The sequence below is a fragment of the Mycobacterium sp. IDUB_5 genome (assembly GCF_055419565.1).
The window spans coordinates 817174-834475 of record NZ_JBVAXX010000002.1; the positions used below are offsets into that span (position 1 = coordinate 817174).

Consider the following 17302-nt stretch of genomic DNA (forward strand, 5'->3'; position numbering starts at 1 on the left):
TAGAACGTGTTACATTTTCAGACAAGTCTGTGGCAACGACGCTGGAAGGCGGCCTGATCTGTGAGTGACGCGCAGAATTCCGAGAAGCAGCCCGACTGCCTTGTTGAGCAGCGCGGACACACGCTGATCGTCACGATGAACCGGCCGCAGGCGCGCAACGCACTCTCCGGGGAAATGCTGGAGATCATGGTCGAGGCCTGGGATCGGGTGGACTCCGATCCGGAGATCCGCACCTGCATCCTTACCGGCGCGGGCGGTTATTTTTGCGCGGGCATGGACCTCAAAGCGGCATCGAAGAAGCCGCCGGGCGACTCGTTCAAGGACGGCAGCTACGACCCGTCGCGCATCGACGGTCTGCTCAAGGGTCGGCGGCTGACCAAGCCGTTGATCGCGGCCGTCGAAGGCCCCGCGATCGCCGGCGGCACCGAGATCCTGCAGGGCACCGATATCCGCATCGCCGGCGAGAGCGCCAAATTCGGGATCTCCGAGGCGAAGTGGAGCCTGTACCCGATGGGTGGTTCCGCGGTGCGCCTGGTGCGCCAGATTCCGTACACGATCGCGTGCGATCTGCTGCTGACCGGCCGCCACATCACCGCCGCCGAGGCTCTGTCGTACGGCTTGATCGGCTATGTCGTGCCCGACGGCGGCGCGCTGGACAAGGCGCTCGAGATCGCCGAGGTGATCAACAACAACGGCCCGCTCGCGGTGCAGGCGATCCTCAAGACCATCCGCGAGACCGAGGGCATGCACGAGGAAGAGGCTTTCAAGCCCGACACCGCCAACGGCATCCCGGTGTTCCTCTCCGAGGACGCCAAAGAGGGCCCTCGGGCGTTCAAGGAGAAGCGGGCGCCGAACTTCCAGATGAAGTAGCCGAGCCGCGACTGTGCGGTGTCACCCGCGCCGCGGCAGGCGGATCGGGACCCACACTCGGCGGGTCAGGCTGGCTGGAGTATCTCGCATCGAGCTCCGCGTACGCCGCATCGAGGTCCTCGACGTCGAACATCACTGCGGCCGTCATACGTCCCGCGGCATCGACCTCGGCGATCGTGAACGTATCCGTGTGCGCCTGGCTCGACGCGACTCCCCTCTCTCCGAGGCTGGTCCGTGAGAGTACGAGTCGCTCACCCCTCACGGCGAGGACGGTGAACGTCACGTCAGTGAGACCGACTTCGGTGAAAGCCCGAAGATCCTCCAGCTCGGCGTCGCGCCCTTCCCGGACACCAGCCCCGATCACGCGACGGCGATCGTCCAGGGTGAAGTCGCTGTGGATTCTGTCGGTCATGGCTTCCCAATCACCGCTGGAGAAGCCCTCCACGAATCGCTCAATGGCTCGGCTCGCAAAGTTCTGTACAGCCATCGCGCCTGGCGCGTCCAGCTCGTCGAAATGGGTCAGAGCATCGGCGAGATCCCGCTCGTCGTAGAGCTCGCAGCGGCTGATCGCGTCGCCGTCGAACATCAAGAGCGCGACCTCCCTCCACTCGGCGGCGAACCCGTCCTGCGAGCTACCGCGCTCGTTGTGGGTGAAGACCGCGCCGCGAGCGGTCAGCCGGTGCACGGCCTCGATGCGGGTGCTGATGTCGGGGACGAGATTCCACGACGCACTGACATAGGAGTTCATGTCGCCGGGTGCCGATCCGACGCCCAGCCGATGATCGATGTTGATCCAGTCCGGCGTCGTCGTCGACAACTCATGCCGGTTGAACGCCGCGTATGCCTGGGTGACGAGCCACCAGATGTGCGCATACGGCGCCGCTTCCCCCGCCATGTATCGCGCGTCGAGTTCGTCGAGGGCGGAATGCAAGTCTTCGCAGTCGAAAGTGACGCCCCGAGCGAAGAGATTGCCGGAATCTACCTCCACCACGCTCGCGACCTCGAATCCATATGCGTCTGAACGCGCGTCACCCGAGACCCGCTGTCGTACGAGCGCAAGCCGGTCACCGCGGGTTGCGATGACACTGGAGTCGACGTTCGTCACCCCGACGGCCGTCATGGCCTCCATATTGGCCACCACGGCCTCTGGGCCGTTCTGGATTCCACCGTTGACCACTCGACGCCGATCCTCGAGCGTAACGTCGTCAGCCATCAACTCGCGCATCGCGTCCCAGTCGTCTCGACGGAAAGCCGTCACCCAGCGGTCGTAGGTTCGACTTGCGGAGTTCGCCAATTGCGCAGCTGGACTGATGAGCTCGTCGAAACGCTCGAGCGCAGCGTCGAGCGCATCATCGTCATACATCTCGCAGCGGTCCAAGAGGCCGTCGACGACCGTCAGGATGTCGACGATTCGCCACTCGAGACGCAGCCCCTCCTGCGACGAGCTCGTTGCCACATGGGTGATCACTGCGCCAACGTCGTTCAGTCGGTGGACGGATTCTGTGTAGAGCAGATTGCTCTGCGTGTCGTGGAGAGCGACGGCCAGGTAAGCAAGCAAATCGCCCTCGCCGATCTTCGCAGCGGTCCGATGATCTACGTCGACGAAACAGTCTGTCGTCGCGGGGACTTCGCGCTGATTGAGTGCGGTGAACGCATTGGTGATAGTCGAATACGTTCGCGCGAACGGTGCAGCCTCGCCGGCCAGGTATCTCGCATCCAACTCGGCGATCGCGGCATCGAAATCGTCCACGTCGAACATCACCAGCCGCGCGAGCTGGTCTCCGGCGGTCCACTGCGCGACGCCGAACCACTCAGCGTGGAACGTTCCACACCCTCGATCTGAACCGGACCACGCGACTCGCATGAGCACCAGATTCCCTCCCCTGGTGGCGATTTCATTCCAGTCCACATCGTTGAAACCGACGTCGGCGGCAGCCTTCAGCTCGAGGACCTCGGCATCTCGGCCTGTATGGCTTCCGCCGTTGACCGTTCGTCGACGGTCATCGAGAAAGAAGTCGTCAGCCAGCATCACCCGGACGGATTGCCAATCCCGGGCGAGGAAGCTCTGCCGAAAGCACTCCACCCAGTGGGTTTTCTTAGCGCCGGACTCGCGCGCATCCCGGTCGAGCCGATCGAATCTCTTGACCGCGGTGTCGAGGTCGTCCGCGTCGAACAGTTCGGTACCGGTGATGAGACCGCCATCGAGCGTCAGCAAGTTGACGTCACGCCACTCCGCCTCGAAGCCGTTGTGCGACAACCCCCTCGCGGCGTGCGTCACGACGGCACCTGTGTCGGTCAACCGGTGCACCGCGTCGACGTAGATCCTGGTGTCGGGTGAATCCGCCCACGCTGCCGACAGATACGCCACCATATCGCCCGGAGCGAACCCCGCACCTCGACGGTGGTCGATGCTCACCCAGCCCTCGGAGGTCGGGGCGATCTCGCGCCGGTTGAACGCGGCGTAGGCGTCGGCGACCGCGGACCACGCGTGGGTGAACCGCGCAGCCTCACCCGCCGAGTATCTCGCGTCGAGTTCGGCCATCGCGGCATCGAGGTCCTCGACATCGAACGCGACGAAACCCGTCAACTGAGAAGCCTCAGAGACCTCGACGAGGTGGAGTACGTCGACGGAGAAGGCATCCGGCCGGAGGTCGGGGCCCCAGAAGCGAGCGCGCAGCAGCGCCAGACGATTCCCTCGGGTGGCCAGAACCGTGGAACCTGAGTGCGTCACACCGAGATCGGCGATGACACCAACGTGTGCGAGCGCGGCGTCACGTCCGCCACGACCCGCTCCGACCACGCGACGGCGATCGTCGGCGACGAAACCGTCTGCCATGGTTTTGGCCAGGCCGATCCGGTCGCCTGTGACCATGCACGCGTTGAATTGTTTGTAGCAGTGGATCGCCGCATTCTCCGGAGAGTGCACCGAGCCGCCGAGTTCGGCCAACTGGTTCATGGCCGCATCGAGGTCGCCTGTATCGAAGAACACCTGACGAGCGATTCTCCCTTCACTATCCAAGCCTGCCAGCATCAGGAACTCATCGACCGGTGCGCCCTCATCTGTATCTTCGGCCTCCGCTGACAATCGGATCAAGGCGAACTCGTCACCGCGAACAGCGATGCACGACTGTCGATACCGGGTCAACCCGAGTTCGACGTATCGCTCCATTTCATGCCGCCACCGGTCGAAGGGCAGGCGACTACGGGGGACGCCGACGATCATCCGACGACTCTCGTAATCGATCGACGGCGCGAGGAGCTGCTGCACTTCATGCCACGCTCGACGTCGAACGGCGCCGACCATCTGCCTACCAGCTCGCGCACACGCGTTGCTCGGCTCGTCGCCGGCCACGACAGCTGAGGCAGACGAACCTGCACTCAGCTGTTCCCCGAGGAAGGCGCGCGCCTGATCAACCAGTGCTGCAGCGCCTTTGAGCTGGTAGAGATCGGCGGCCCGCTCCGCCGCGGCCCGAGCGCCCGACGCATCGCCCGCCGCGTCCAGCACCGCCGCCAGTGCCAGGCAGGCATCGCCGTGGTCGACCAGCGCATCCGTGCGCTCGGCGAGAGCGACTGCCTCCTCCGCCACCCGGCGAGCATCCACGGAGTCACCACTACGAGCCAGCAGCTGCGCACGCACCGTGCGCCACGCGATCGATGCTTTCAGCGCATGGCCCGACAAGCGTTCACTCTCGCCACAGAGGCTGTCGGCGTCGTCGTCCTGCCCAAGGGCAAGACACGCCCGGGCGAGCAACGCCGCCGTCTCGGCCGTGTCCGCGTCCAACCGCATCCGACGAAATCCGAGGTAGGCCATACGCAGATGTCGCTGGGCTGCAATCGCATCGCCGGCAATCAGCTCCGCGATGCCCGCGAACTGCTCGACTTCGAGAACGGCGTGGCGCATGCCCAATTCGTCGAGACTGCGCCGCGCCGAGTCGATCAGTGCCCGAGCGGCGGCGGTCCGACCGCGCAGTGCGTCGAGCACTCCTTGACAGCGGGTCGACGCCGCCTCGACGACGGGCGATCCGGTGGTGATGCGAAGTAGTCGCACGACGTCGAGGCACCGGCCGCCTGCCCGTGGAACCGGGCTCGGGCCCCACAGGGCCGCCAACGGCGCGCCGGCCAAAACCGCGTTGACGCGCCGGTCGTCTCGCGCGCGTCGTGCAGCGGTCAGCGCTCGGTCCAACGCCGCCTCACAATCGCCCACTCTGCCCAACCGCCCCAGACATGTCGCACGCACAGTGTGCGCCTTGGCTTCACCGGCGGCATCGCCCAAACTGGCCAACACGGCGGCAGCGTCCGCGACATCTCCCTCGATCTCGTCGAGTCGCTCGGGCTCGGTCAGCATGGTCAACTGGCTTGCGAAGCATGTTCCCCACGCCCGCAGTCGATCAGAAGCCGAGGCGGTGGAACGTAATTGCGCCACCGCGCCGGCAGCTGATTCCACGTCACCGGCGGCGAGCAGTGCCTCGCACCGCGCGATCAGGAGTTCGGCCTGCTGCTCGACCATATCGGCCGGTTCATCGTCGAGTTCGTCCAGCGCATGTAGCGCCTTGTCGTAGAGGTCTGCAGCGCCTTCGTACGCCAGTCGCGCCATCGCCTGGTCCGCTGCCCGCCGGCAGTACTCGACCGCCTTGAGTGCGTTTCCTGCCCAGGCACATTCGTAGTAGTGGTAGGCGAGCTCGGCCAGAATCTCGTCATCGGCGCTCGTGCGGGCTTCCAGCGCCGAGCCGATCCTCTGATGCAATCGCATGCGTCGCACCGACGGAAGTTCGGCGAGCAGCGACTGCCGCACCAACGCGTGGTTGAAGCGGTAGCGTCCACTCGGTTCCTCGATCAGCAGGCCGGCCCGGGCTGCCTCGTCGAAAGCATCGACGAGATCTCGCTCGATCACCTGCTCGACGAGTTCGACGGCGAAGACACTTCCGACCACGGCTGCCGCGGCGAGCGCCGTGTTGGTCGCCTCCGGTAGCCGAGACAACCGGCGGCTCACGGCTTCTCGCACCCCCTGAGGCAGCGTTCCGGCATCCCAGTGGCCGCCGCTCTCGCCGACGTGACGCAGTGCCTCGATGAGGAAGAAGGGGTTCCCTCCGGTCACCGAGGCCAGAGCCCGAGCCAATTCTGCGTCGTCGTAGCCGGATTCAGCGACGTACGTGGTGACGTCACCCTCGTCGAGTCCATCGAGGGTCAGCCTGTCGGCGTGCCCGTCGCGATGCAGATCGGCGAGCATCGCGGCCAGCGGGTGGGAGCGGTCCAGATCGGTGTTGCGGTACGTGCCGACGATGTGGACACGGGCGTGGTCACCGAAACGGAGCAGATGTCGTAGCAGCAGCAGTGTCGATTTGGCAGCCCAGTGGAGGTCGTCGAGGACCATGACGATCGGCGCATCGCCCGAGGCGATGTTCAACAGGGCGACGACCGCGTCGAACAGTGCGTAGCGCTCGGTGTCCGGGTCCGCGCGGGGTGCTTCCGTGATGCCAGGGAGCATGTCGGCCACACCGGGAACCAACGGAAGCAGAGATTCGACACCGCGTACGGTACGCATGCGTTCGCCACCCAGGTAGGTGACCAGTGCGCGCAGGGCTTCGGCGAAGGGCTGATAGGGGGCACCGAGGTCCTCGTCGCAGCGTCCGTACACGACCACTGCGCCCATGTCATGGGCCTGACGGGACCATTCGCCTGCCAGCCGGGTCTTACCCACGCCGGGTTCGCCGGCGATCAGTGCTGCCCGCACCCCCTCGACCACCGTGGTCTGCCAGACCAACGCTAGCCGTTCGAGCTCCCCGCCCCGGCCGACGAACGGACCGGTTCCCGCGAGGGCGGTAGGTACCGCCGGCCGATCCAGCGGTACGGCGTTCGGGGCGAGGGCTGGGTCTTCGACCCCATGTCGGCACAACTCGAACACGTGCTCCGGCCGGGCGAGATTCTTCAGTGTTCGCATTCCGAGATCGGTCAACACGACGTCGTCACCCAGGGAGTCGATGACGAGTTCCGCGATGGCCCCCGAGCACAGCGTCTGGCCACCGGCGGCCAGCGATCTGAGCCGCGCGGCACGATTGACTGCGCGACCGAAATAGTCGCCGTCGCGGAACTCGGCCTCACCGGTGTGCAGGGCGATGCGGATTCGCATCGGCCGGGCGAGTGTCCATTTCTCCGAAGAGACGGCATCCTGTAAGGCGATCGCGGCCGCCGCGGCCGCCGAGGGGCGGTCGAACACCGAGAACGTCGCATCGCCTTCCCCGCGTGTCTTGATCAGTCGCCCCCCGGCGAACGTGACGATCTGCTCGACCATCTCATCGTGGCGCGCCAACGCTGCCGCCATCCCGGGGGCATCCGCTTCCCATGCTGCTGTCGAACCTTCGATGTCGGTCAGGCAGAACGTGATCGCGCGAGTGACGACGGGGAACCGTTGCTCCACAGCTACGTCGAGCGACATGTCTTGGCCGACGATCTTGTTTTCCAGCCTGCGCAGTTCCGGACCCGGTTCGATGCCCAACTCCGCAGCGAGCAGGGTGCGGACACGTTGGAACGCCGCGAGCGCCTCCCCCTGCCGACCGGCGCGGTAGAGAGCGAGCATAAGTTGGCCCCAGCGACGCTCACGCAATGGCGCATCGGCGATGGCGGCTTCGAGCTCACCGATGAGCTCCGCCGCGCGGCCACTGGCGAGTTGAGCATCGGCGCGGTCCTCGACGAGCGCGGCGTGCCCCTCGATCCACCGCACCCGCTCCGCGTTGCCACGTCGCCCCTCGGGCAGTTCAGGTGCACCTCGCCACAACGCCAGTGCTTCGTCGAAGGACGCAGCCGCGGCTCCGACGTCACCGGCGGCCATGGCGTCGCGCCCACGCCGGACAGCCCTCTCGTAGACAAGCGCGTCGACCTCGATCGAACGGAGTGCCCACCCCTCACCCCGCGTCAGCACGATCCCATCGCCCAATGCTCGCCGCAGCGCAGATACGTGGGTCTGCAGTGCTTTGGCGGCAGTACGGGGCGGGTCCGGGCCCCAGAGCAGCTCCATGAGTGTCTCGGCCGGAACAACGGCGCCGCCGTACAACCCCAGCATCGCGAGCACGGCGCGGGGTTTGGCACCAGGAATCGGGACCGGTAGGCCGAACTGCCGGACCTGTAGAGGGCCGAGAACTCCCAGCTCCACCGGAGAAAGCGTACTCACATACCCACCCTGACGGGCGGGATTCAGCGCCTGGTCAAGATTGGGTAAAGGCCGTCGTGCCGCGAGTGTGCGGTGTCATTCGCGACGCGCCGCGGCAGGCGGATGGCGATGCACACTCGGCACGCGCTGGCTCCTAGTCGAGCACCTTCGCCGTCGGCGTGAACACGACCGGCATCGACTCCAGGCCGCTGACGAAGTTCGCCGGCCGCAGCGGCAGCATGCCCTCGTCGGCCAGCCGCAGATCCGGTAGCCGGGTCAGCACCTTGGTCATCATGATCTTCAGCTCGAGGCGCGCCAGCTGGTTGCCCAGGCAGAAGTGCGTGCCGAAGCCGAAAGCCAAGTGGCTGTTCGGGTTCCGGTCGATCCGGAAGTTCTGCGGATCGCCGAACACCGACTCGTCGAAGTTGGCCGACTCGAACATCAGCATGATCTTCTCGCCGGCCGTCATCGACGTGCCGTGGAACTCGGTGTCCGCGGTCAGCGTCCGGCACATGTTCTTGACCGGGGACGTCCAGCGCAGCGTCTCCTCGATCGCACCCGGCAGCAGTTCCAGATCGGCACAGAGCCGCTGCCACTGATCCTGGTGCCGCAGCAGCTGTTCGGTGCCGCCGGACAACGTGTGCCGGGTGGTCTCGTCACCGCCGATGAGGATCAACAGCGTCTCGAAGACGATCTCGTCGTCGCTCATCTTCTGACCCTCGACCTCGGCGTTGACGAGCACCGAGAACAGGTCGTCGGTCGGGTTCGCGCGACGGTCGGCGATCACCTCCATCGTGAAGGCGGTATACGCGGCAAACGTCTCCATGAGCTTCTGGATCGTCTGCTCGTCGACCGTGGAGGACAGCCCGCACACCAGATCGTCGGACCACTCGAGCAGCTTGTCGCGCTCCTGCGGCAGCACTCCCAGCATGTCGCCGATGACGGCCATCGGCAGCGGAGCGGCGATGTCGCGGACGAAGTCGGCCTCTCCGCGCTCACACACCGCGTCGATCAGGGCGTCGCAGAGCCGCTCGATCGAGGGCACCTTGTCCATCACGCGCTTGCGGGTGAAGCCGGAATTGACGAGTTTGCGCCGCAGGATGTGCGCCGGGTCGTCCATGTCGATCATGTACGGCATGCCCGGCTGGTCGGGCCGGATTCCGCCTGTGCTGGAGAACAATTCGGGGTTGCGCTCCGCGTCCAGCACCGCCTGATACGTCGCCGCCGCGGCCAACCCGTTGCGGTCGCGGAACACAGGCTGGTTGGCCCGCATCCACGCGTACGCCTCTCGCGCGGCACGACCGTCGGCGTAGAAGTTGCCGTCGGCGAGGTCGACGTCGGGCTTGGCGGGGGCGATGGCAGTCACACGATCTCCTTGGCGTCGGCAAAGGTCATGTCCACGTTGGCAGCAGAACTGGAGACCAGGGCGCGTTTCGGCAACCCCAGTGCCGCGAGTTCGGCGGCATACGGGTGGGTGCCCAATCGGACGGTGACGCCTCCGGGCCGGTACCGCACCCCTGTCATCCGCATCTCCCCCGGCGTCTCCCGGATGACGCCGTCGGCGTAGGAGTACGTCGAATGCACCTGCGGACGCGCGGTGAACCGCTCGGGCACCGGCAGGCCCGGCGAGAAGTCCATCGAGATCACATGCGCCCCGTCGATGGTGACGTCGAATCCGTAGCGCCGGCCGTCGCGAGCCTCGGCCCAATTGTCCGCTCCGCGAACGGTGAAGTCTGCCATCACCTTCGGATAGCCCCAGATCGTGCGGCCCGCCTCCAGCGTGAACGACTGGTCGACGGGCAGGTGGTGTACGAACGCGCCCGCCGACTGCAGCGCAGCCAGGCCCTCGGCGTTCGAGCCCGGCGGGTTCACCATCACGTTGGTGCCGTACTCCCAGTACTGCCCGAGATCGGTGTCCTCGTAGCGCATCAGCATCAGCACGACCATCGCCCGGTTGCCCAGGAAGCGGCACACCCGCAGCCCGCTGTAGTCGATCATCCGCTGCGCAGCATCGGCGTCGACGACGAACATGGCGGTGTGCTGATGGGCGGTGCGCACGCGCACCGGCATGCTCAGCACTGTGCCCTGGATGGTGTGTTGGCTCACACCGCCAATCTAGAACCTGTTCTAGACAGTCAGCAAGATTTGTCTACACCAGCGCGGCGAGATCGCGGATCTGCTCGGCCGACCGGGCGCCGACGACCATCATCGTCACCCCTGCGGCCTCCCAGGCCTTGATCTGCTCCTGCACGTAGGCCAGATCCCCGACGATCGCGGAGTCGTCGACCAATTCGTCCGGAATGATCTTCGCCGCCTCGTCTTTCCGATCACTGCGGAACAGCTTCGTGACGTTGTCGACGACCTCTGCATAGCCCATGCGGCGGTACACGTCGGCGTGGAAGTTGGTGTCTTCGGCTCCCATACCGCCCATGTAGAGCGCCAGGTGCGGCTTCATCAGCTCCATGATCGCGGGCCGGTCATCGGTGACGACGACCTGCGCGGTCGCGCAGATCTCGAAGGTCTCCCGGGTGCGGCGCGCACCGGGCCGGGCGAAGCCCTCGTCGAGCCACTCGTTGTACATCGTGGCGATGCGCGGCGAGTAGAAGATCGGGAGCCACCCGTCGCAGATCTCGGCGGCCAGGGCGACGTTCTTGGGCCCTTCGGCGCCCAGCATGACGGGGATGTCGGCGCGCAGCGGATGGGTGATCGGCTTGAGATTCTTACCCAACCCGGTGGTGCCCTCACCGGTCAGCGGTAGCGGATAGTGCGGGCCGCCGCTGTGCACCGGGGCCTCGCGCGCCCAGACCTGGCGAAGGATGTCGACGTACTCGCGGGTGCGGGCCAGCGGCTTGGGGAACTTGGCGCCGTACCAGCCCTCGACGACCTGCGGGCCCGACACTCCCAGCCCGAGGATGTGTCTGCCGCCCGAGAGGTGGTCGAGCGTCAAGGCCGCCATCGCACACGCGGTCGGCGTGCGGGCCGACAGCTGAATGACCGAGGTGCCCAGCCGCATCCGGCTGGTCTCACGCCCCCACCACGCGAGCGGTGTGTACGCGTCGGAGCCCCACGCCTCGGCGGTGAACACCGTGTCGAAGCCGGCCTCCTCGGCAGCGGCCACGAGTTCTGCATGGTTCTCCGGGGGCTTCGCGCCCCAGTATCCGAGCTGCAATCCCAACTTCATGCGGTCGCCTCCACACCCGTCCTTGAAACCATTCTTAGAACCTGTTCTACTCGATGCCGTGACCACCAGCCAAAGCAGTCCGGTGCAGATCGATCCCCATGAGCCGCCGCTCTCGGCGCCGCTGAGGCTCTCATTCGACTACACCCGTTCAGTGGGACCACTCCTCGGCGAGTTCTTCACCGCTCTGCGCGAGCGACGCGTTGTCGGGGTGCGTGGCTCCGACGGTCGAGTCCACGTTCCGCCCGCTGAGTATGACCCCGTCACCTCCGAGCCCCTGACCGAGGTCGTCCCGGTGTCGAGCGTCGGCACGGTGCTGTCGTGGACGTGGCAGGCCCACCCGCTGGAGGGCCAACCGCTGGACCGACCGTTCGCGTGGGCGCTGATCCGCCTCGACGGCGCTGACACCGCTCTGCTGCACGCCGTCGCCGCCGACGGTCCCGACGCCGTCACCACCGGCGCCCGCGTGCACGTGCACTGGGCCGAAGAAACCGCCGGCGCGATCACCGATATCGCGTACTTCGAGCTCGGCGAGGAGGCGGAGGAGACGCCCGCCCCTGCCGAGGGGCTCGACCCGGTGACGATGGTGATCTCGCCGTCGTCGATCGAGATCCAGCACACCGCTTCGTTTCCCGAGAGCACGTTCCTGCGCGCACTCGAGCAGGGCACCCTGCTGGGAGCTCGTTCCGGCGATGACGGGAAGGTGTACTTCCCACCCAAGGAAGCGAATCCGGCTACCGGTCGACCGCTCGACCAGTTCGTCGAGCTGTCGGACAAGGGCACCGTCACGACGTTCGCGATCATCAACATTCCGTTCGCGGGGCAGCGCATCAAGCCTCCGTACGTCGCCGCCTACGTGCTGCTCGACGGGGCGGACATCCCGGTGCTGCATCTGGTGTCGGACATCGAGGCCGACAAGGTGCGGATGGGCATGCGCGTCGAAGCGGTGTGGAAGCCGCGCGATCAGTGGGGCCTCGGTATCGACAACATCGAGTACTTCCGACCGACCGGCGAACCCGACGCCGACTACGACTCCTACAAGCATCACCTCTAAGGACACGCAATGACTGACGTAGCAGTGGTCGGGTTCGCGCACGCCCCGCACGTGCGCCGCACCGACGGCACCACCAACGGCGTGGAGATGTTGATGCCGTGTTTCGCCGAGATCTACGACGAGCTCGGCATCACGAAGTCCGACATCGGGTTCTGGTGCTCCGGATCATCGGATTACCTTGCCGGGCGCGCCTTCTCGTTCATCTCCGCGATCGACTCCATCGGCGCGGTGCCGCCCATCAACGAGTCACACGTCGAGATGGACGCAGCCTGGGCGCTGTATGAGGCCTACATCAAGATCCTCACCGGGCAGGTGGAGACGGCGCTGGTGTACGGCTTCGGCAAGTCCAGCGCGGGCACGCTGCGCCGGGTTCTGGCCCTGCAAACCGACCCGTACACCGTCGCTCCGCTCTGGCCGGACTCGGTCAGCATCGCCGGCCTGCAGGCCCGCCTCGGGCTGGACTCGAAGAAGTGGACTGCCGAGCAGATGGCCGAGGTCGCACTCGTTGCCCAAGCGGCGGGCCGGGTGGATCGGCTGCAGTCCGGCAGCAGCGTCGACGAGCTGCTCTCCCAACCCTATTTCGCAGAACCGTTGCGGCGCCACGACATCGCTCCGATCACCGACGGTGCGTCGGCGATCGTCCTGGCCGCCGGCGACCGGGCTCGTGAGCTGCGTGAGCGGCCGGCCTGGATCACCGGTATCGAGCATCGCATCGAGACCCCGGTGCTGGGCGCCCGCGATCTGACCACGTCGCCGTCCACGGCGGCGTCGGCGCAGGCGGCCACCGGTGGGGACACCTCATCGATCGAGATCGCCGAGATCTATGCCCCGTTCAGCCATCAGCACCTGATCCTCAAAGAAGCCATCGGGCTGGGTGACTCGACGCGGATCAACCCGACCGGTGGTGCCCTGGCCGCCAACCCGATGTTCTCTGCCGGGCTGGAGCGGATCGGCGAGGCAGCCCGCCACATCTTCACCGGTGAGGCCTCCCGGGTGCTGGCACACGCGACGAGTGGGCCTGCGCTGCAACAGAATCTGGTCGCCATCCTGGAGGGGAAATAGCCATGGCCAAACATCTCGCGGCCGTCCTGGGGACGGGGCAGACCAAGTACGTGGCCAAGCGCACCGACGTGTCGATGAACGGATTGGTGCGCGAGGCCATCGACCGCGCGCTGGCCGATGCCGGGGTGACGTTCGCCGACATCGATGCTGTCGTGGTCGGCAAGGCGCCGGACTTCTTCGAGGGCGTCATGATGCCCGAGCTGTTCATGGTCGACGCCACGGGTGCGACGAACAAGCCGCTGATCCGAGTGCACACGGCGGGTTCTGTGGGCGGCTCGACGGCGATCGTGGCGGCGAGCCTGGTCCAGTCGGGCAAGTACCGGCGGGTGCTGACGATGGCGTGGGAGAAGCAGTCGGAGTCCAATGCCATGTGGGCGTTAAGCATTCCGGTGCCGTTCACCAAGCCCGTCGGCGCGGGAGCGGGCGGGTACTTCGCACCGCACGTGCGTGCCTACATCCGCCGCTCGGGTGCACCGACACACATCGGCGCGATGGTCGCGGTCAAGGACCGACTCAACGCGGTCAAGAATCCGCTGGCGCATCTGCACCAGCCCGACATCACGCTGGAGAAGGTGATGTCCTCCCCGATGCTGTGGGATCCGATCCGCTACGACGAGACGTGCCCGTCGTCGGACGGGGCGGCCGCGATGGTGATCGGTGACGAGGCGAGCGCGGATGCCCGTGTCGCCGAGGGACATCCGGTGGCGTGGGTGCACGCCACCGCGTTGCGCACCGAGCCGCTGGCCTACGCCGGCCGTGATCAGGTCAATCCGCAGGCCAGCCGCGACGCGGCGGCGGCGCTGTGGAAGGCCGCCGGGATCACCAGCCCGATCGACGAGATCGACGTGGCCGAGGTGTACGTGCCGTTCTCCTGGTACGAGCCGATGTGGCTGGAGAGCCTGGGCTTCGCCCCCGAGGGCGAGGGCTGGAAGCTGACCGAGGCCGGCGAAACAGCCATCGGCGGGCGCATCCCGTTCAACCCGTCCGGCGGGGTGCTGTCGTCCAATCCGATCGGCGCGTCCGGCATGATCCGGTTCGCCGAGTCCGCCATCCAGGTGATGGGCAAGGGCGAAGACCACCAGGTCCCCGGCGCCCGCAAGGCTCTGGGGCACGCGTACGGCGGTGGGGCGCAGTACTACTCGATGTGGGTGGTCTCCAGTGACAAACCCGCGGACAAGCCCGGCGCATGATGAAGTACACCTGCAGTGTGGCGATGGGGCCCATCGACCAGCTGATCGAGATCGCCCGCACTGCTGAAGAGGTCGGCTTCGACGCGATCGCGCTGCCCGATTCGCTGTTCTACATGGAGAAGCAGGCGGCGGACTATCCGTACACACCCGACGGTTCGCGGATGTGGGACGAGAACACCCCGTGGGTGGACCCGCTGATCGCCGCCGGCGCGATGGGTGCTGTCACGTCGACGCTGCGGTTCTACACCAACGTGATGAAGTTGGGTTCGCGCAATCCGCTGCTGCTGGCCCGTCAGGTCGGCTCGGTGGCGAATCTCACCGGCAACCGGTTCGGATTCGGCGTCGGAATCGGCTGGGCACCTGAGGAGTTCGAATGGTGCGGAGTACCCTATGCCAAGCGCGGCAAGCGCGTCGACGAGATGATCGACGTCATCAAGCTGGTGCTGGGCGGCGGCATGGTCGAGTTCCATGGCGACTTCTACGATTTCGACCGGCTGCAGATGAGCCCCGCACCCAGTGAGCCGGTGCCGTTCTACGTCGGAGGCCACACCGACGTCGCGCTCAAACGTGCGGCTCGGGTCGGGGACGGCTGGACCAGCGCGATGATGACAGGCGCTCAACTCGCCGAGACCATCGGCACGATCGAAGCGCTGCGGGCCGAATACGGCCGCGCGGAGGGATCTTTCGAGTACCAGGCGGTCTGCATCGATAAGTTCGGCGTGGACGGGCACCGAGAGCTCGCCGAGGCCGGCGTCACCGACAATATCGTGATCCCCTGGGTGTTCGACGGATTGAATTTCGACGCCCCGATCGAGCAGAAGAAGGATTCACTGAAGCGCTTCGCCGACACCTACATCCACTCGGGGTGGCAGGACCGCTAGGAGCAGCCCGCCCACACCGCGTCGACCAGCGCGCGCACCCCGCGCTCGGACAGCGGCGGCATCCCCAACACCAACCGGTAATAGGGCGGTGACACCAGCGCGTCGACCACCACCTCGATGTGGGTGTCTGCGGGAATCTCGCCGGCCGCCACTGCGTCGGTCAGCGCAGTGACCACGGCGCCGCGCCGCGGTTCGATCCACTGGGCCAGCAGGGCCGCCTGGATCGCGGGATCGGAGGCAGCCGCTGCGATCACGTTGCGCAGCAGGGCGCCGACGCCGGGGTCGGCCAGGATCGCGTTGAGCGCGCTGACGTGGTGGATGAGCGCCTCGACCGTGGTGCTGCCGGGCGGCCGCACGATCGACTCCCGCACGGATTCCAGCAGGCCTTCGAGAACGATCGCTGCAGCCGACGGCCACCACTTGTAGATCGTGGTTCGGCTGACCTCCGCACGACGGGCGATGGCGTCGATGGTCGCCGCGCCCGGGCCGCCCTCGGCAGCCAGTTCCGCTGCGGCAGTGAGGATGGCGCCACGCGCCGCCTCGCTGCGTGGACGTCCCCGGCGGGTGGCCATGGGTCAACCCTAGGGCTGCCGGACACCGCTCATCATCACAGTGCCGATCTTCACGACGACCAGGCAACCGCCAGCCAGCACCGCACCCGCGCCGAACATCGCGGGGTACGGCACCCCGACCCCATTAAGCACTGACAGCACCGCGGGCACGCCGAAGCCCAGATAGCTCAGGCTGTAGAACACCGCCGTCAGGCCTGCGAGATCATCGGGGCCGGCGAGCCGTTGGATCTGCTGAAGGCCGGCCAGCAGCGCCATGCCGTAGCCCGCACCCAGCACCGCCGCCGCGATCAGCGCCGTCGTCACGGTCAGCGCGGCGGCCGCCCAGGCCGCGCACAGCATGCCCGCGACCAACAGCAACAGCGCAGTCACCACACCGCGCGGACCGTCGGCGCCCAATGCGCGACCGGCCTGCTGCACGCCGAAACCGACACCGAGCGCGACGACGCACAGCAGTGCGGAGAACGCGATCGGCGCCTGCGCCACGTGCTCCGTCAGCAGCGCGGGCAGCACCGCGTACGCCGAACCCGCCGCCCCGAAGACCCAGGGAGCGACGGGCACCACGACGTAGAGGAAGCGCCGACGAGCCGCGACTGGGATCGCCAGGTCCGCCCACCACGGCCCGACCGCATCGTGACGTTCGCGAGTCTCGGGCGCAACGGTCAGGACAGCTGCCGCGGCCAGCGCCAGGGCGGCGTTGCACGCATAGGAGAGCACCGTCGGCGCCGGCCCCCACTGCGCGAGCACGCCCGCCGCTGCCGCACCCAGCCCGAACCCCGCCGTCAGACTCATCGCCGCGCGCCGCGCCCCCGCGGTGCCGTCCCCGTAGGGCGGCGCGGACAGTTCCTTGAGCCAGCTGCCGCCCACGGCCATTGCCAGCCCGAGCGCGAGACCGCTGAACACGCGGCCGACGGCCAGGACGACGGCGGAGTCGGCGCCGACCGCCAGGATCAGCGAGCCCGCGGCGGCGAGCAGGGGTGCGGGGATCATCAGCGGGCGACGACCGAAGCGGTCCGAGAGCGGCCCGCCGACCAGCAGAGCCGGGACGATACCGAGCACGTAGGCGAACAGCAGCAGGTCGACGGTCAGGCCCGAGAAGCCCTCCCCCGAGCGGTACATGACCAGCAGAGGGGTGAACTCGTTGCCGCCCCACGCGATCGCGAAGGTCGCGGCAGCGACGGCCAGCCAGCGCCGAGTTCCAGCGATTGGCGGGGCCTGATAAATAGTGGACACAGTGTGCACTATATCTGGCATGGTGCTGTCACGGCCACCGGGGTACCCGGGCTCGACGGCGGATTCGGGGTGAGATGCGCAACGTTTTCCGCTGGTGAGAGTCGACCGATTGCGCGACAGC

General features: G+C 66.9%; 11 protein-coding genes. 5 read left to right on the forward strand and 6 right to left on the reverse strand.

The window, feature by feature from the left end; all coding sequences use genetic code 11:
• Nucleotides 1-60: 60 nt before the first annotated feature.
• Complete coding sequence (locus ACZY1G_RS09190) at nucleotides 61-870, forward strand: crotonase/enoyl-CoA hydratase family protein (RefSeq protein ID WP_463822190.1); 810 nt, start codon at nucleotides 61-63, stop codon at nucleotides 868-870.
• Here the strand turns inward: ACZY1G_RS09190 and ACZY1G_RS09195 are convergent.
• The 4 genes from ACZY1G_RS09195 to ACZY1G_RS09210 all read right to left on the reverse strand — a co-directional run bounded on the left by ACZY1G_RS09195 (nucleotide 833) and on the right by ACZY1G_RS09210 (nucleotide 11195).
• Nucleotides 833-8017, reverse strand: coding sequence for a BTAD domain-containing putative transcriptional regulator (locus ACZY1G_RS09195; protein ID WP_463822241.1), 7185 nt, complete (start codon nucleotides 8015-8017; stop codon nucleotides 833-835). The two genes, ACZY1G_RS09190 and ACZY1G_RS09195, sit on opposite strands and share 38 nt — an antisense overlap.
• Nucleotides 8018-8168: 151 nt before the next feature.
• Complete coding sequence (locus tag ACZY1G_RS09200; protein ID WP_463815781.1) at nucleotides 8169-9371, reverse strand: cytochrome P450; 1203 nt, start codon at nucleotides 9369-9371, stop codon at nucleotides 8169-8171.
• Nucleotides 9372-9376: 5 nt separating this feature from the next.
• A complete protein-coding gene (locus ACZY1G_RS09205; RefSeq protein WP_463814915.1) occupies nucleotides 9377-10120 on the reverse strand; it encodes an acetoacetate decarboxylase family protein in 744 nt (247 codons plus the stop codon).
• A 43-nt stretch (nucleotides 10121-10163) separates the two neighbouring features.
• Nucleotides 10164-11195: an LLM class F420-dependent oxidoreductase gene (locus ACZY1G_RS09210; protein ID WP_463822191.1), complete on the reverse strand. Its 1032-nt coding sequence runs from the start codon at nucleotides 11193-11195 to the stop codon at nucleotides 10164-10166.
• A gap of 58 nt (nucleotides 11196-11253) precedes the next feature.
• On the opposite strand from ACZY1G_RS09210, the gene ACZY1G_RS09215 reads away from it, so the two are divergent.
• Genes ACZY1G_RS09215 through ACZY1G_RS09230 form a run of 4 tightly spaced genes read left to right on the forward strand, consistent with a single transcriptional unit; the run spans nucleotide 11254 to nucleotide 15379 of the window.
• Entirely contained in the window at nucleotides 11254-12246 is a 993-nt protein-coding gene (locus tag ACZY1G_RS09215) for a Zn-ribbon domain-containing OB-fold protein (protein WP_463814913.1), read from the forward strand.
• Nucleotides 12247-12255: 9 nt separating this feature from the next.
• Entirely contained in the window at nucleotides 12256-13308 is a 1053-nt protein-coding gene (locus ACZY1G_RS09220) for a thiolase domain-containing protein (RefSeq protein WP_463822192.1), read from the forward strand.
• 2 nt (nucleotides 13309-13310) lie between these two features.
• Complete coding sequence (locus tag ACZY1G_RS09225) at nucleotides 13311-14498, forward strand: thiolase domain-containing protein (RefSeq protein WP_463814911.1); 1188 nt, start codon at nucleotides 13311-13313, stop codon at nucleotides 14496-14498.
• Nucleotides 14498-15379, forward strand: a complete 882-nt coding sequence (locus ACZY1G_RS09230; protein ID WP_463815780.1) for a TIGR03619 family F420-dependent LLM class oxidoreductase — start codon at nucleotides 14498-14500, stop codon at nucleotides 15377-15379. Before ACZY1G_RS09225 ends, ACZY1G_RS09230 begins: the two co-directional genes overlap by 1 nt.
• Here the strand turns inward: ACZY1G_RS09230 and ACZY1G_RS09235 are convergent.
• Together ACZY1G_RS09235 and ACZY1G_RS09240 are read right to left on the reverse strand one after the other, a co-directional pair.
• Nucleotides 15376-15951 carry a TetR/AcrR family transcriptional regulator gene (locus ACZY1G_RS09235; protein ID WP_463822193.1) on the reverse strand — a complete coding sequence of 192 codons (576 nt, stop codon included), beginning with the start codon at nucleotides 15949-15951 and terminating at the stop codon, nucleotides 15376-15378. The genes ACZY1G_RS09230 and ACZY1G_RS09235 overlap by 4 nt on opposite strands.
• 9 nt (nucleotides 15952-15960) lie before the next feature.
• A complete protein-coding gene (locus ACZY1G_RS09240; protein ID WP_463822194.1) occupies nucleotides 15961-17202 on the reverse strand; it encodes an MFS transporter in 1242 nt (413 codons plus the stop codon).
• Nucleotides 17203-17302: the final 100 nt, after the last annotated feature.

Excerpts from the sequence above, each read along its gene's own strand:
- ACZY1G_RS09210 (WP_463822191.1), bottom strand. The coding sequence starts at position 11,195 with ATGAAGTTGGGATTGCAGCTCGGATACTGGGGCGCGAAGCCCCCGGAG.
- ACZY1G_RS09230 (WP_463815780.1), top strand. The coding sequence starts at position 14,498 with ATGAAGTACACCTGCAGTGTGGCGATGGGGCCCATCGACCAGCTGATC.
- ACZY1G_RS09225 (WP_463814911.1), top strand. The coding sequence starts at position 13,311 with ATGGCCAAACATCTCGCGGCCGTCCTGGGGACGGGGCAGACCAAGTAC.
- ACZY1G_RS09235 (WP_463822193.1), bottom strand. The coding sequence starts at position 15,951 with ATGGCCACCCGCCGGGGACGTCCACGCAGCGAGGCGGCGCGTGGCGCC.
- ACZY1G_RS09240 (WP_463822194.1), bottom strand. The coding sequence starts at position 17,202 with ATGCCAGATATAGTGCACACTGTGTCCACTATTTATCAGGCCCCGCCA.
- ACZY1G_RS09220 (WP_463822192.1), top strand. The coding sequence starts at position 12,256 with ATGACTGACGTAGCAGTGGTCGGGTTCGCGCACGCCCCGCACGTGCGC.